At 38.9% G+C, this 16,031-nt stretch carries 11 protein-coding genes; 7 read left to right on the top strand and 4 right to left on the bottom strand.

Annotated elements, in window-relative coordinates; genetic code table 11:
* Positions 1-313: 313 nt before the first annotated feature.
* On the top strand, positions 314-1,858 hold the full coding sequence (locus tag V4596_01600; GenBank protein MES2767814.1) for a hypothetical protein: 1,545 nt from the start codon (positions 314-316) through the stop codon (positions 1,856-1,858).
* A 192-nt stretch (positions 1,859-2,050) separates the two neighbouring features.
* Here V4596_01600 and V4596_01595 read toward each other — a convergent pair whose 3' ends face one another.
* The 3 genes from V4596_01595 to V4596_01585 all read right to left on the bottom strand — a co-directional run bounded on the left by V4596_01595 (position 2,051) and on the right by V4596_01585 (position 4,105).
* The gene (locus tag V4596_01595; GenBank protein ID MES2767813.1) at positions 2,051-3,445 is read right to left on the bottom strand and encodes a hypothetical protein; all 1,395 of its coding nucleotides are present in this window, start codon (positions 3,443-3,445) and stop codon (positions 2,051-2,053) included.
* 112 nt (positions 3,446-3,557) lie between these two features.
* Positions 3,558-3,833, bottom strand: coding sequence for a DUF507 family protein (locus tag V4596_01590; GenBank protein MES2767812.1), 276 nt, complete (start codon positions 3,831-3,833; stop codon positions 3,558-3,560).
* A complete protein-coding gene (locus V4596_01585) occupies positions 3,830-4,105 on the bottom strand; it encodes a DUF507 family protein (GenBank protein MES2767811.1) in 276 nt (91 codons plus the stop codon). The genes V4596_01590 and V4596_01585 overlap by 4 nt, the downstream gene beginning before the upstream one ends.
* A gap of 29 nt (positions 4,106-4,134) precedes the next feature.
* Here V4596_01585 and V4596_01580 point away from each other — a divergent pair, with 29 nt between their 5' ends.
* Positions 4,135-6,471: a PBP1A family penicillin-binding protein gene (locus tag V4596_01580; protein MES2767810.1), complete on the top strand. Its 2,337-nt coding sequence runs from the start codon at positions 4,135-4,137 to the stop codon at positions 6,469-6,471.
* A gap of 29 nt (positions 6,472-6,500) precedes the next feature.
* Here the strand turns inward: V4596_01580 and V4596_01575 are convergent, their stop codons facing one another.
* On the bottom strand, positions 6,501-7,619 hold the full coding sequence (locus tag V4596_01575) for a hypothetical protein (GenBank protein ID MES2767809.1): 1,119 nt from the start codon (positions 7,617-7,619) through the stop codon (positions 6,501-6,503).
* An 814-nt stretch (positions 7,620-8,433) separates the two neighbouring features.
* On the opposite strand from V4596_01575, the gene V4596_01570 reads away from it, so the two are divergent.
* The 5 genes from V4596_01570 (at position 8,434) to lspA (ending at position 16,018) form a co-directional block, all read left to right on the top strand.
* Complete coding sequence (locus V4596_01570; GenBank protein MES2767808.1) at positions 8,434-10,314, top strand: ATP-binding protein; 1,881 nt, start codon at positions 8,434-8,436, stop codon at positions 10,312-10,314.
* Between the two features lie 20 nt (positions 10,315-10,334).
* Positions 10,335-11,801 (top strand): sigma-54 dependent transcriptional regulator, encoded by a 1,467-nt coding sequence (locus V4596_01565; protein ID MES2767807.1) that lies wholly within the window; start codon positions 10,335-10,337, stop codon positions 11,799-11,801.
* A gap of 169 nt (positions 11,802-11,970) precedes the next feature.
* Positions 11,971-12,582, top strand: coding sequence for a hypothetical protein (locus tag V4596_01560; protein ID MES2767806.1), 612 nt, complete (start codon positions 11,971-11,973; stop codon positions 12,580-12,582).
* An 80-nt stretch (positions 12,583-12,662) separates the two neighbouring features.
* A complete protein-coding gene (ileS, locus tag V4596_01555) occupies positions 12,663-15,491 on the top strand; it encodes an isoleucine--tRNA ligase (protein ID MES2767805.1) in 2,829 nt (942 codons plus the stop codon).
* On the top strand, positions 15,488-16,018 hold the full coding sequence (gene lspA / locus V4596_01550) for a signal peptidase II (protein MES2767804.1): 531 nt from the start codon (positions 15,488-15,490) through the stop codon (positions 16,016-16,018). Before ileS ends, lspA begins: the two co-directional genes overlap by 4 nt.
* Positions 16,019-16,031: the final 13 nt, after the last annotated feature.

The raw sequence follows: 16,031 nt of genomic DNA, 5'->3' as shown, positions 1-16,031 counted from the left end.
CTTTTGGCGACCATGTGAGTCGCCAAAAGCGACTAAGCACCTTTTGGAATAGCTATCCTACATGACAAAAACCGTCAATTTCTGCTTTTTTGCCTGTTACAAAAGTGCACAGTCGTAAGTCTCTGATTTCGCTTAAAATTTTGAATCGATTTTTTAAAAGGCTTCCGGGCTTTACAGCTGTCTAATTTCAAGACGATTTTGATTTCGAAAATACATAGTAATTTCAATGATTTATAAAAATCACAAGATGCCAACATGGATCAGGAATTGGATATGTATATGGTAGGAGTAATCGAAAAAGGAGACTTATTATATGAAAACGTTATCTAATAGAAAGCTTTTAGCTGTACCAGGGTTATTCGTAGCCTTGTGCGCATTAACTAGCTTCAACCCATTTAGCCAAGCCAATCACTTGAGCTACTTAAATAATTCAAGCCAACAAGAAGAGAGCATTACACTTGCTCAAAATTTACCAAGTTCTGGCGCAAGAAATTCTGCACAAAGAGGCGTATCACCATCAACTAGAGTCGATGCAACGCTTGCTGGAAAAATGCCAAAAGCTGCACCTACGACACAAACAGAAACTGCTGAAGTAAAAGCAGAAAGAGAAAAGAAAGAAAGAGAAGAAGCTGATAAAAAAGCAAAAATTGAAGCTGACAAATCAAGAGGCTCACAATCTTCTGTTAAAGTAGGAGAAGGAGAAGGTTGCATAGGCAAAGACTGTGCTGTTGACATTTCATCACAAAAAAATTCACAAGTTAAAGCCCTTTCAGATATCACTGAAAAAATAAGAAGTAAAAAGCCACTCACTGACGAAGAAAACGAATTGTTAGTGGAAAAACTCATGGCATCCCAAAATTCAGATGTAGCTTCAGATGAAGACTCTGAAGACGTCGAAGAAAAATTCTGCTCTGAAGGTGATTACGACGATAGACTTAAGTGTTTCAAAAAAGAAAAGAAATTCTTATTTCAGAAAAAATCTAAAGCTACAGCTGAAGCTCGCGGCCTATTCAAAGAAGACGTAGCGGACCTTATCGCTGAAATTGCTTTGGATGATTCTTTAGAAGTTAAAGAGCAAACAAAACTTTTAAACAGAATCGCTAAGTTTGTAAAAGACGATAGAGATCTTTCTGCGGATGTTAGAATTGCGATTCAATCTATGCAAACAAAGAGAAGCGAAGAGTCATTTAGCAGAGGTTTAGAAGCTCAAGTACAAAATATTGAATCTCTTGATACACGCATCGCTGATTTACAAAATATGCAAAGAATGTATGGCTTCAATGCCCAAGCTCAATTGGAACTCGATCAACGCTCTATCGAAAGAAAAAATTTAGTTTACGGAATGGAAAAACAAATCGCAGGTTACAGAGAATCTATCAAAAGATCTTTACCTGCTCCAAAAGCTGGAGAAAGCACTTTGATCACTCAGCTGAGAGACCAAAGAACTGCTAGCTACCAAACTCTAATCGAACCATTAGCTCCTGCGATCACAGACAAGAGACTTATAACTTTAGACTATACTTTGTCTGGTTCACCAACAATTGCGGGACAAAACGGAGTGTACAGCCCAACAAATGGCACTGGTACAAACACACAATTCAATGCAGGACAGAACGGCAACTTGCAACAGTATGATTCAACAAATCCAGCCGGAACTTTCGCTGGTGTGAGCACATCGATTCTTTCAGGTATGAACCCACAACAACAAGTGGACTACCGCAAACAAAACGGAATCATGTACAATCCATCTGCAAATAACTTTGCAATGGCTAACCAATATCAACAACAGAACACAGGCCTTCCAACTATGAATGGTCAACAACAACGTGCGGGACCAACTCCTTACACTGGATATTAGTATCTAATTAATTTCGGTTTTTAAATTGTGCGAGGAATGCACAACTCCTTTCTAACTCCTAAGGGTGGCCTAAACAGCCACCCTTTTTTAGTTTCTAGAATCACTTGCGAAGAAAAGCAAAAAAAAAGCCCGGGTTTCCCCGGGCACAAAGGCCACGATTAGCTCCACTTCAAAGGTGTGGTGCAAAGGTGATTAGAAGCTAATCGCTGCTTTTGTTAAAATTCCATAAGCATCATCATTTTCTAGAGTGCCGGCGCCTTTAAAGGCATCGCCCGTCATGAGGTAACCTGTATCCATTTGAACAACAAATCTTTCAAACGGACGGTAGTAAATGCTAAAATCAATTTCATAACCTAAGTCTTTTGATTGTCCCGCTTGTCTTTCTTGAGAAAGTTGCGCGTAAGTAAATCTACCCTTCATTCCCCACTTGTCACTCCACTTCCAGTTGAATCCCGGAGCAAAGTACATTGCGTTTGAAAGCTGACCTACGTCCACTTTAGTTTTTCCACCTGTGGTTTCATCGATATAATTTTCGTTACCGATCGTGTCCGTTCCAGAGCCCAATTGATAGTTGAAGAGAAGAAGTGCGATATCATAGTTGCGATCAACTAAATATCCTTCATATGTCGAAGATGTGTTTTTATCATCGCCACTGATTGTTCCAAGTTTAAGATCGTAATCCCATTTTGAACCTTCTGGTTTATAAGATAACTCCGCAGCAATTGCGTAAGCATCTATTTGGATTTTTTCTCCTGTGCCCACAGAAATTAAACCCGTATCTCCATCTTGCATTGAAGCTTCAATCCCAACATTGAACGGACCATTTTTCTTTTTCACGTATAAGTTATAAGTCTTAACGCTATAGTTAGATGTTCCGTCAGTGTTTGCAGAGTCGTTATAAATATCTGTTGGTGGCGTTGGTAAAGCTAGATCATTTCCAGCAGGATTTGCTTTTCTTTGTTGGAAGAACAAACCAATTTCTAAATCCGTATCTAGATTCTCATATCCAAAGTGCAACATGTAATCACGAATATCATCGTCAGTTTCTGCGTCACCTTCGTTCACTTTTCCGTACATCGGCATAAAGAACATATTGCCCATGACGAATTTGTAACCAACAAGATCTTTTCTATCAAACCAGTGATCAAACTCTCCATTGCCCGCATTGTGTGTAATTCCCAAACCGAATTGTACCGGCGCTCTACCCGCCAAGAGTGAACCGAACTGCTGAGTCCAAGTTAAGTAAAGTTCTGTCACCGCTAAAGTTTCGGATTCCAATTCACCAGTTGCTGCTTTTTTCTCTGAAGGAGTTTCTGAACCACCAAAGAATTCTCCGAATTGCGAATTTGGGTAATCAGAATTATTGAAGATATCAAATCTTGAATGAATCGTGATTCCGTCTGCTGCGATGATGTGAGGATTTAAAACCAAGTGATGGTTGAAGTAAGAGTATTCTCTTTCGCTTTTCCCTAAATTTGGATTTTTCAAAAGTTGAGATTCGATTTGATATTTACCAGACCAGTTAATATCACCCGCAAAGGTCTGAGCAGAAACGATCGTTAACAAAAGAACAAAAAATGATTTCATAAAACCCTCTACGCTTGTCCCGCGTTCATTCAGTACTTACTAATTACGGAAAGAGTAGAAGTGTAGCTTATATGAGTCAAGTCTATAGATGGCTAAGCCCTCTAAAATACTGCTATGCTTTGTTTTTTCTTTGGATTTCTTCTTCGTAGTACTTTCTGTACATCGTATCCCATTCCGGGCTACCTTCCACCACTCCACGTTTAAGTGATAGAATTTTAGTGCGGACCGAGCCATCAATCGCTTCGAGTTCATTTAGGAAAGCATCGATTCCGTCTTTCGCATGTCTCAGTGCCACGGCATCTTCCGTAAAATCCACTAAATCATCATCATAAAGCGTATCGCACAAAAGATGGGCAAAATGGGATTTTCTATCATCTGAAAGCATCATAAAACGAGTCCTTTATCTTTAGCGAGCTTCTTTTTGATCATCAAAAACATCTTGTGAGGCTCCATGTCTGGATTTTGTTTTTCAAGGCTCTCCACCATGGTGCGAGCTTCGAGTTCAATTTGTTTTTCTTTTTCGAATTCATTTTTGAGAACTTCAACTGCTCTTTTGAAAGCTACCTTTTCGTCGACTTTGAAAGTGGCGATGTTTTTTTGCTTCCAAAATTGGAAAACTCGATTAACCATGACTTCTAATTGATGATTTGATAATTTCATAACATTACTAGAGCGGAGTATAGACAGTTATGTCAAGCGACAATGAAAACAAACCATCATCAAGATGGAATGAGCCCATTTTAAAAAATTATGAATGGGCAAAAAACATCAAACGAAAGTACGTTGCTATCGGCGCGGGCGCGACGCTTGTCATCATCACTTCACTTTTTATAAGTTGGATTCTCGCTCTCAATAGTCAAATTGATACTCAACTGCAAAAAAAACGATTCTCCCCTCCTTTAGAATTTTATTCCGCACCCATAAAATATTTCAAAGGGGTAAGGGCCAGTCCCAGCGAAATCATCGATGCTTTAAAAACTGCGGGATTCAGACAGCGCGAGGCTTCTCAAGCCCTCGCAGAACACGATTACTCTCTCTGGCCCAAAGAACTCTGTGAAGAGCGACTTCGCGATATGGAAGATGGAGTTGAAAAATGCATTGTCCTTAAAAAATCTTCAGGCACGCACACCATTGCACTCTCTGCTGAAAATATAATTATCGACGTGTATGATGTGGATTCCACGGCTATTACGCTGACCGAACTTGAGCCCGTACTTTTCGCTCAGTTTTACGGCAAAGAACCTATCATGAGAAGTATGGTACAGCTGGGTGATGCTCCGCCAATTTGCTTGAACGCCCTTCTCGCCATTGAAGATCAAAAGTTTTTAGAACATCAAGGCATCAGCGTCATCGGAATCGCAAGAGCTTTTTTACGAAATACGGTTTCTGGAAAAGTGGTTCAAGGCGGATCAACCATCACGCAACAGCTCGTGAAAAATTATTTCTTAACTCATGAAAGAACTTTCTCTAGAAAATTCAAAGAAGTTTTCATGGCACTTCTCATTGAAACAAAATCCTCAAAAGATGACATCCTAGAGGCCTACATCAATGAAATTTATATGGGGCAAAACGGTTCTTTTCAAATTCGAGGATTTGGAGCGGCTGCAGAATATTATTTTGGAAAACCACTCACTGAATTGGATTTACCTGAATGCTCACTGCTGGCGGCCATTGTAAATAGCCCAGGATTATTCAATCCATTTAGAAATCCAGAAAATGCCTTTGAGAGAAGACAAAAAGTTCTAACAAAACTTCTCGAAGAAAAAACTATTTCCGAAGAAGAGATGACAACAGCAAGTGCAGCGCCACTCCCAAAGGCTCCGCAAAAAGTTTTATCAGAGCCTGCCCCGTACTTTGTGGATGCCGTCATGAGAGAGCTTGAAGACGCGGGAGTGGATGGAACCTTTGGATTAAAAATCGAAACCACATTGAATCTCAAGGCTCAAGAGGCTGCCCAGAGAGCTGTCAAAATGGGAATCGAAAACTTAGAAAAAAATAACAAGATCGTAAAAGAACTCAAAGAAAAAAATAAAAAAGTTCTCGAAGGACTATTGATCAGTGCAGATCCCACGAATGGCCACATTCAAGCGATAGTTGGCGGAAGAAGCTTTAAAGTTTCTCAATACAACAGAGCCATTCAATCCAGAAGACAAGTTGGATCCATCATTAAGCCTTTTGTTTTCCTATCTGCACTGGAAAGTGTGGATGATGCGGGAGAGCCGTACCAACCATTGACTTTGTTGAACGATGAAAAGTTCAAGATGAAGTACGAAGGTCAAGAGTGGAGCCCAAAAAACTACGGTGGAAAATATTACGGCCAAATACCGATGTACTTTGCTCTCAAGAGTTCTCTGAACACGGCAACGGCTTCCCTCGGTGTAAAGATCGGATTGGCGAATATCATTGATGCTGCCAGAGCTGCCGGAATCGAAAGTCCAATGAAGGCCTTCCCTGCTTTGACATTGGGAGTTTTTGAGCTTCCGGCACTCGAGGTTCTTCAAGCTTACTCGACACTTGCTCGACTCGGAGAAAAAACAAAGCTCACCATGATTAGAAAAATCAAAAGCCTAGAGGACGAAGTTATATTCGAGCACGTGATTGAAAAAGATCAAACCATCGAAAAAGACGACGCTGCAATTTTAGTAGGAATGATGAAGCAAACCATAATAAGCGGAACAGCCGTTGGCGCACGCTTGAGTGGATTCACTCACCCTGCTGCTGGAAAAACCGGAACAACAAATGATTTCAAAGACGCATGGTTTGCAGGCTTCACTCCACTTCATGTTGCTGTTGCATGGGTCGGCTATGACGACAACACGTCGGCAAAACTCACAGGATCCTCAGGCGGAGTTCCAATCTGGACGCAATACATGAAAGAATACGCAAGCTACTTACCCGCAGTGGATTTCGAATTACCTGAAGATACAGAAACCAGAGAAATCTCCGTCGAAGACCAAAAAGCCATGAATGTCCCAGAAGACGAAAAGCGCCCACTGGAACCTATTCAGTTGATCTTTAAAGATTAGAAAGTAATTTTTAATATTTATTTTTATAATCAAAAATTTGAAATTAAAGTTTTAGTAACCGGAATCCCTGAAAGAGCTTCGATAAAAAACCATTGCCCTGGGCGATTCATTTCTAAGAAATAATACTTTCCATCGATTCCTCGAACTAAATCAAAATTAGCAATTTTAAAATCCAAGCTTTTCATAAATTGAACTAATTTTTTCTCAATTGCGATTGGAAGTTTGTAAGGTTTAAAGGGAACTAGATGCTCTCTACCTTTCCAGTCACTAGTTGCCCTCTTATCCTTTCGTGATTCAATTTTCGCTGCTAAAACTTTATTTCCAATCACCACTACTCGTAAATCATATTTTTTATCAATAAATTCCTGAAACATGCACGGTGTATTCTGTAAGTTCTTAAGCTTCTTATTAGAAGGATCAACAACTGTAGAATTAAAAATTAGTTGTGTATTGTTTCCTTTGAAAAATGCTTTCAGACCCGATTCTTTAATAATCGATTTTCTATCCATTAAGAATTTTTGAACTTCTCTATAATCATTAGAATAAATCATTTTGGGAATATTAAATCCAATCCTTTTTGCCTGTAATAGCTCTACAAATTTATTCTGCACTTCAAAAGCAATACTCATTGGCTTTGACGGAAACCATTTAGCGCCTGGACAAACAGCCTCTAGGGTTTTTAAAGATTCAATCCACCTAGCCAAAAAAACTTTTTCTTTATTGTTAAATTTTGTTCTTTTGAAATGAAAGACTTCTAACAGCTCGAAGTAATCCATATAAATAGATTTTACTTTTTTAAGATCAAAACTATGTTTTTTATATCTAAGTTGATAGGCATTTTTTGATTCATCAAAGTAAACTATCCCTTCTTCAATGAACTCGTCCCAATTGATGTATAGAAAAGGAATTTTCTTTTTCTTCAGTTCTCGCATGATATTTCCTATCATAGGATTTTTTCTAGAAAGCAAAAGCGTATAACCTTTTTTGAACTCTTTTTCTAAGTGAATAACAATTTTAGAATCAAAAGAAAGAATAGGCTTTGGATTTTTAATTAAATTCCAATAGGCTGGCTTCCATGCCCATTTTAGTTTTGGATTCAACCCACCTATACCTTTATCAATGTAATTTTCAAATCCAAATATATTCACAATAAAACCCACAAATTTAGTTAAATATTCAATTTAGCTTTTAAACTGACCATCAGTGCGCATAAACTTAATTATGCTTAATAAATTTACAAAAAACAAACTTCTTCTATTGTTTACATGAATCAAAAATCACAGCAGCGCAAAATATTATTCTGATCGAAGACAACTCTGAAACGCGTGAGGCTTGGAACAAAATATTTGAAAAATATAAACTGAATTTTGTCTCTTTCAATTCTTACAAAAAATTTCAAGAGAATTTTCAGAATAAATCGTTAACCCTCTCATCGAATCAAGATATTACTAAGTTGCAAACGACTTGGGCGTACAGTTTTTTGGTAAAAAGAACTTAGACAACATAAAAATCACCACTTTCTAGCCGAGTTTTCACCCTAAAAGCACATTGCAGAGGCGTAATATTTGTGGTCATTATGTGAAGTTTTTCCATAAGCTGAGATAAAATTCAGTATCCAACTGACACCTTTAATTTAATTAGGTTCCAAATGGTTACCGAAATACACCAACAATATCGGCAATTTGCCATGTCTAAGGCGCGTTAAGACTTTGTAATTATTAGAATATGGATATTTATAGTATTTTTAATATATTGGCAGAGATCTTGCTATGTTATTGTGGCAACAGGAGATTAAGTATGGAGTTTAAAAGCAAAATCAAAAAAGAAGCAGTCAAAAAACCTAAGGGCATGATTTCCACTTCGCCTAGTGAATATTTTTGATAGTTATCTAATCTAGAATCATTATCACCTGTTAATTATTATTTAATAATCACTTAAAGAGTTCCTTTGAGCAGGATGTATATGGCTTACGGTCGACAAAAAATTTTTATACTCTTAAGAATGTGTGTAGCACTAGCAATTGCTCTGATAATTACTTATTTCCCTCTCCATTACTTAGAATTTTTTACTTACGATCTGCGCTTTAGATTAAATCCTTTTACAAAAGTTTCGTCGGATATCAAAACCATAGCCGTTGATCAAACTACTCTTCAAAAGTTCAGCGGTGAGCCGACACTCACAGCACATATAGCCTTGCTAGAAAAACTTTTAAAACAAGATCCATTATTAGTTTATTATATTATTGATCCAAAGACGCTTAAAGGTTCTAAGACTGATCAACTATTATTCACAGAAACGTTAAAGAAATTCAGAAATCACATTCTTTACATGAAAGAGCTACCTAATAAAGGCGAAGAATATAAAGTTATCGTGGGAGATAATTTCCCAGATTTGAAATACAGCCCGGGCTATCTTTCGACTGATTTTCAGCATTTTGCTGAAGATAGTGTTGCAAGACGCGCATTACTTTACGATCAAAGTTATGTTTATTCTCAAGTTAAAGCTGCAAACCTGATAAATCATTTATCCGATTTATCAAATTATCGAGGAGCCTTTGACTTTAAAACTTCAAAGCAAATCTACGTCAACTATCAAAGACCCGGTACATACGAACCATCGTCTTTTGAAGCTGTCTACGATGAGAAAACTTTAGACAATCAATTTAAAGATAAAATTGTTTTAATTGGTAAGGATACTAAGTTTGATTATCAAGATTACGTAAAGACTGTTTACGATAGACACAATTTCTCTATGAGTAATCTGGAAACACAAGCGAACATCATTGCTACACTTTTACTTAATAATGGTGTGATCAGAACTCCACAGGCTGTAAACACAGCCATGACTATTCTTTTTGCAATTGTCGTTGTGTTCTCAGTATTCAAACTAACTCCATCTAGAGCCATTCTCCTTATCTTATCTACCGTTGGCGCTTACATCGTTATTTCAAGCTTACTCTTCACGTTTAGTGGAATTGCAATTGGAATGGCTCAACCATTGATCGCAGTGTTTGTATGCTACTACTTCTTCATTCCATACAGATTGATTCGCGAAAATAAAAAATTCTGGGAATTGACTGAAAAAAACAAACTCCTCACCCAGGTTGAAGAGCTTAAGAACAACTTCCTCAGCATGATGTCTCATGACCTGAAGACTCCGCTTGCGAGAATTCAAGGTATGGCCGACATAGCTCTCGCGAATTCTGAAAACTTTGAGCCAGAACAAAAAACTGCCATTCAAACAATCAGAAAATCTGCGGAAGAACTCACGGAGTTCATCAGTTCGATTCTTGATTTATCAAGAGTGGAATCGCAAAAAATTAAATTGAATCTTCAATCTCGCGACATCAATCGCATCTTGGAAGATACAATCAAAAAATATGAATACCTTGCTCAACAAAAAAATATCGAGATCATCCCTGAACTCGACACTCTTTTCTCAGTAAAAATCGATGCCGACCTGATGAAGCAAGTGTTCTCGAACCTCATTGAAAATGCCATTAAGTACTCACCCACGAACTCTAAAATCCTTGTGACGTCCGAAGAAGATGAAGGGCAGATTATCGTTCAAGTCGCTGACCAAGGAATTGGCATCACAGAGAACGAAATTAGACACATATTTACAAAGTTCTATCGCACTAAACATGTGAAAAATTCACCTATTAAGGGGTCAGGCCTAGGTTTGTACCTTGCAAAATATTTTGTAGAGCTGCATAAAGGACAGATAACTGTTGAGAGTCTTCCTCAGCAAGGTTCAACCTTTACGGTGAATCTGCCAATGGATCAAAGTGGCCAGCATCAAAGTGGGAATGTAGGCGATGGATCATTAGGGGGAAGATTATGATACCGATGTTCGGAGGGAAAATGTTGAAGGTATTAGTAGCGGATGACGACGCTGGTTTAAGGTTAGCGGTCAGCTCTACACTGAGGAACTCAGGCAGATTCACAGTGGATGACGCTGTAGATGGCCTGCATGCTATCGAAAAGATGGAATCTCAGCAATACGACCTCGTTATCCTTGACGTAGATATGCCTCGCCTGAACGGTCTTGAAACTCTTAAAAAAATCAAAGAACTCTCTCCCCAAACAATTGTATTGATCATGACTGCCTACGCAAACATCAACGATGCTGTTGTTGCTGTTAAAGAGGGCGCTTACAACTATCTTTCAAAGCCTGTTAAAGGCGATGAGTTGATCCAACTCGTAGAAAGATCGATCGAGGCTCACGATATGATCTCGTCAGCAGCAGCCTCATCTCCTATCCTTATTGAATCTGATAGAAAATTTGTTGGTAAAAACATCGAAATGAAAAAGGTGTTTAGCCTTATTTCGAGACTTTCAAACGTAGATACTTCAGTTTTGATCCGTGGTGAATCAGGAACAGGCAAAGAGCTCGTGGCTAGAGCGATCCACTTTAACTCTGCAAGAAAAGATCAAAAGTTCGTCGCAATCAACTGCTCTGCAATTCCTGAAAATTTATTTGAATCTGAATTGTTTGGTCACGAAAAAGGTTCTTTCACAGGCGCTGACCAAAGAAAAATCGGTAAATTTCAATACGCTGAAGGCGGAACTCTCTTCCTAGATGAAATCGGAGATATGCCACTTTTGATGCAAGCAAAACTTTTGAGAGTATTGCAAGAAAAAGTGTTCACTCCAGTTGGTGCGAACAGAGAATTGGAAGCCAATGTTAGAATCATTGCAGCTACAAACAAACCTCTCGAAAAAATGATCGAAGAAGGAACCTTCAGAGAAGATTTATTTTACCGTTTGAGCGTTATCCCGATGTTCTTACCACCTCTGAGAGATCGCAAGGATGATATCGACACATTACTCAATATGTTCTTAGCAAAATTCAATAAAGCTCATGGCAAAAAGATGCTTGGAATTTCTCCTGAGGTTATGGCGTGCTTTAAAAAGTACGGCTGGCCAGGAAACATTCGTGAATTAGAAAACGTCATGGAATATGCATTTGTAATTGAAACTTCAAACAAAATCACACTTCATTCATTGCCTGAAAAAGTATTAAAGTCGCTCGGGATCTCTTTTGAAGATGTTCAGAAATTAGCTCAGGGCTCTGAAGAACCTGGTGAAACGATTGCTCCAGTTGCAGGCGAAGAAGAAATTCAAATTGCTGGCGTTGAAGTGAATGGTGAATTGGATTTTGGCAAGCACAAAGAGCTCTTCGAAAAAGAATTTATCATTAAAGCTTTGAAAACTTTTAAAGGTAGAATCAATCAAACTGCTCTTCATGCAAACATTCCAAAGAAAACTCTTTTGAGAAAAATTGAAAAATACGGAATTAATCCAAGAGATTATATCAGCACAACGTAGACAAAAGGTACTCGGACCTTTTGTGGATAAATCTGTTAGTCCACTGTTTGTTGTTTTCGTCTCACTTCAGAGCAAAATAATTTTTATTTTTGACATCAAAAAATATTACGCGGTCTCATGAACTTAAATCTTGATGAGTCTTAGAAATCCAGCTAGTTTCTGACCCTTCATGGCAAGTAATCATATACCACCACAGGCTTACACTAGAGAAGACGTTGCGAAAGCGTACGTTTGGGTACAGTCACAGCCTGAGTATGTTAAAAACATGGCGACAACAAAAGAAACTCTTGTCGCACTTTATCTTCAAGCCAGAAGAAATGGTGTTTCCTCTTTAGGGGATGGTCGCCTAGAAAACATTGCTCCAGTCAGTTCAAAAGATTTCAAAAATCAACTTCAGTCATTAGCAACAGAACTCAATCAGTTTGAGAAACAGAAAGAAACCTTGAAAGCACAAGTACCACTTAAGCCCGTACAAAATCCCGTTCCACAAAACTTACCAGATGCTCCAGATTTCACGCAAAACTTTGATATGAGTCGTGCGTTTGAGTTTGAGCAAGAAGCTCCTGTGAAGTCACCTACGCAACCTCGTTATGATGAGCGAAGCATTGAGTTCAAAGTCTCAGAAAGACGTCAAACTGGTGTTTCTGTAGATCAAAAATCTCAAAATATCATTGATACCGTAAAGGCTGAACTCAATATGGAATCAGATGCGGATGTCGTTAGGATGCTTATAACCCTCGGTTATGACAAACTTAAGACCATTTTCCCAAATCGCTCATAGAACCCTGTCCCGATCATTGACTTTAAAGCCCTAATTTCAATAGATTAGTTCCTACATTAAAGCATACGACCAAGGATAACATGAGTAAAGAACCAGTCACAGAGCCAGTGAACTATAAAGACACCCTCAATTTGCCAAAAACGGATTTCCCTATGAAAGGAAATCTCAATCAAAGGGAACCTGAGTTTATTGAATTCTGGCGTTCAAAAGATATCTACAATCTGATGCTGAACTCCAATGCAGAGAAAGGTTCTTTCTCAATGCCCGATGGTCCTCCCTACGCCAACGGCCATATTCACGTGGGTCATGCTCTCAATAAAATTTTAAAAGACACCGTGATCAAATACAAAAATATGAGCGGCTACAAAGCGCCATTCATTCCGGGCTGGGATTGCCATGGTTTGCCAATTGAATTGGTAGTTACAAAAGCTCTTGGCGATAAAAGGAACGATCTCACTGATAAGCAATTTAGAAATCTTTGCCGTGAAGAAGCTACGAAGTGGATGAGTATACAGAGAGAAGAATTCAAAAGAATTGGAGTGATGGCGGATTGGGAAAACCCATACATGACTCTGCAACCAGAATACGAAGCGGAAGAAGTTCGAGTTCTCGCGAACATTCTAAAAACTGGCGCCTTCTACCACGGCACAAAACCAGTCTACTGGTGTTGGGCTCTGAAAACTGCGCTTGCTGAAGCCGAAGTCGAATACAAAAACTACAAGAGCCAAGCGATCTACGTAAAATTTGAAATGTTAAAACACTTAGGTGTTCCGAATTCTCATAAGAAAACCAATCTGGTAATTTGGACCACAACTCCTTGGACTCTTCCGGCGAATTTAGCTGTTACTGTTCACCCAGAGTTTGAATACGAAATTTATGAAACACACGAAATCAATGGTCAGTCTGATTATTTGGTTGTTGCTCAAGGTCTTAAAGAAGCTTTTGAAAAAGACACCGGCATTATTCTTAAGTCCTTATCTCCCGCAAAAACTTTAAAGGGCATAGATCTAGAAAACCTTGAGTACAAGCATCCCTTCATCGAAAGAACTGGAAAAGTTCTTCTCGGAAATCACGTAACGCTTGAAGCTGGTACAGGACTCGTGCACACAGCCCCAGGTCACGGTGTCGACGATTACAACGTTGGTATGAGATATCATCTTCCGATTTTATCTCCCGTAGATGATGGTGGTTTTTATAATTTAGATGCTCCAGCATTCCTTCAAGGGAAACACGTTCTCAAAGAAGGGAATAAAATCGTTCTCGATCTCATCAAAGAAACCGGGCACCTCCTTCATCACAGTGAAATCGAACATAGCTATCCACATTGCTGGAGATCGAAAGCTCCGTTGATTTACAGAGCGACTCCCCAGTGGTTCTTGAAAATGGATCTAAAAGATTCTGGTCACACCATCCGCGAAAAATCTTTGAACGCCATCAAAGAGGTGAACTGGGTTCCTTCTTGGGGCGAAAGAAGAATTTCTGCAATGATCGAGAATCGCCCAGACTGGTGTGTTTCTCGTCAAAGACTTTGGGGTGTTCCGATTCCAGTATTGTACTGCAAAGCTTGTCAGACTCCTCTTGCCAAAGAAGATGTGATGATGAGAATCGCGGATAGCATGGATCACACTGATGCTAACCGAATTGATACTAAAGGTGGCGCAGGCATCGAAGGTTACTTTGATACAGACGTTAAAATTTTTGCTGGCTCTCACAAATGTGAAAAGTGCGGAAAAGCTGAATTCGAAAAAGGTAGAGATATTCTTGATGTTTGGTTTGATAGTGGAGTCTGTTGGGCCGCGGTTCAGAAAAAACGTACGGGTCTCACTCAACCAGCAGATTTGTATCTCGAGGGTTCGGATCAACACAGAGGTTGGTTCCACACTTCTCTCCTTGCTTCTGTCGCCGCCGAAGGAATTGCTCCATTTAAGACTGTCCTCACTCATGGATTTGTGATGTTTGCTAAAGGTCAAAAAATGAGTAAGAGCTTAGGAAACGTTGTCGATCCCATGGACGTGATCAAGAATAGCGGATCTGACATTCTTAGACTCTGGGCCACGCATGAAGATTACGCCAATGATTTGTCTTGCAATCCAGAAGGTATCGCAAGAATCACAGAAACTTACAGACGCCTTAGAAATACAATCCGATTCCTTCTCGGAAATCTTTCTGATTATGATCACAAAAAAGATGCTCTTCCTTATAAAGATTTAACTTCTCTTGATCAGTGGGCGCTTGCAAAACTAACCGCACTGGTAGAAAACGTAACCGAAGGTTATGAAAAATATGAATTCTACAAGATCTATCATTTGATCAATAACTTTGTGACCGTAGATCTTTCGGCGTTCTACTTGGATATTTTGAAAGATAGACTGTATGTTAGAAAAACCAATGGTCATCTGAGAAGATCTGCGCAAACAGCTCTTTATGAAATCACCACCAGCCTAGCAAAAATGCTGGCACCGATTGCTTCGTTCCTGGCTGAAGAAACCTATGCTCACACTCTAGGGAAAGAAAAAGAATCCGTGTTCTTAGAAAAATTCCCAACAACAAATAAAGCCTGGGTAAATCCTGAAGTGATCGAAACTTTTGAAACTTTCCAGGCCATCAGAGCTGAAGCTCTTAAAACTTTAGAAGAGCTTAGAAAAAATAAAGTGATTGGATCTGGTCTTGAGGCTCAGCTGATCATCACAGCCGAAGGTGAAGACCTAAAAGTCTTAGAACTTTTAAAAGACAGTCTTTTAGAGTTTTTCATTGTTTCTCAAGTGCATCTTAAAAATGGCAAACTCCACATCGAAGCAAAAAAAGCTGAGGGCGAGAAGTGCGTGAGATGCTGGACATACAACACAGATCTAAAATCATCTAGCAAACATCCGGGCATTTGCCCGAAATGCGTTGAGGCACTGATATGAGTTTACTGACCATGAAAACAGACACAAAAATAAAATTGGTTTATCTATTAACGACAACGGCACTTTTAGTAGCAATGGATCAAGTCACAAAGATCTATGTTCAATCTAAGTTTTACTTAGGCGAAAGCGTTACCGTTATTGAAAATTATTTTAACTTCACTTATGTGCAAAATCCAGGAGCAGCCTTTGGATTTATGGCAAGAAGCCCTGAGGTTTTTAGAGAAACTTTTTTTCTTCTTATTCCGCCTATTGCCATGGGGATTATCATTTATTTTTTAAAATCTGTTAAAGCAAGCGATAAAATCCAAGTTCTTGCTCTGAGTTTAGTTTTTGGTGGTGCGCTTGGGAACTATATCGATCGCTTAAGAGTAAAATACGTTATCGATTTCCTTGATTTCCATTTTAGACATCTTTATTCATGGCCCGCATTCAATATTGCTGATTCTGCTATTGTGTGCGGAATCATTATTCTATTTTTCTTGAGCTTCAGGAAAGAAGAGCCAAAAGAGAGTGGACAAGTCGCTTAAATTCTAGTGCAAT

The sequence above is a fragment of the Bdellovibrionota bacterium genome (assembly GCA_040386775.1).
Classification (GTDB): Bacteria; Bdellovibrionota; Bdellovibrionia; order Bdellovibrionales; family JAEYZS01; genus JAEYZS01.
The sequence above is the reverse complement of the archived record's forward strand: the minus strand, read 5'-3'. Positions and strand labels throughout refer to the sequence as shown.

Coding starts and splice junctions, on each gene's coding strand:
- V4596_01600 (MES2767814.1), top strand. CDS start 314: ATGAAAACGTTATCTAATAGAAAGCTTTTAGCTGTACCAGGGTTATTC.
- V4596_01595 (MES2767813.1), bottom strand. CDS start 3,445: ATGAAATCATTTTTTGTTCTTTTGTTAACGATCGTTTCTGCTCAGACC.
- V4596_01590 (MES2767812.1), bottom strand. CDS start 3,833: ATGATGCTTTCAGATGATAGAAAATCCCATTTTGCCCATCTTTTGTGC.
- V4596_01585 (MES2767811.1), bottom strand. CDS start 4,105: ATGAAATTATCAAATCATCAATTAGAAGTCATGGTTAATCGAGTTTTC.
- V4596_01580 (MES2767810.1), top strand. CDS start 4,135: ATGTCAAGCGACAATGAAAACAAACCATCATCAAGATGGAATGAGCCC.
- V4596_01570 (MES2767808.1), top strand. CDS start 8,434: ATGGCTTACGGTCGACAAAAAATTTTTATACTCTTAAGAATGTGTGTA.
- V4596_01565 (MES2767807.1), top strand. CDS start 10,335: ATGTTGAAGGTATTAGTAGCGGATGACGACGCTGGTTTAAGGTTAGCG.
- V4596_01560 (MES2767806.1), top strand. CDS start 11,971: ATGGCAAGTAATCATATACCACCACAGGCTTACACTAGAGAAGACGTT.
- ileS (MES2767805.1), top strand. CDS start 12,663: ATGAGTAAAGAACCAGTCACAGAGCCAGTGAACTATAAAGACACCCTC.
- lspA (MES2767804.1), top strand. CDS start 15,488: ATGAGTTTACTGACCATGAAAACAGACACAAAAATAAAATTGGTTTAT.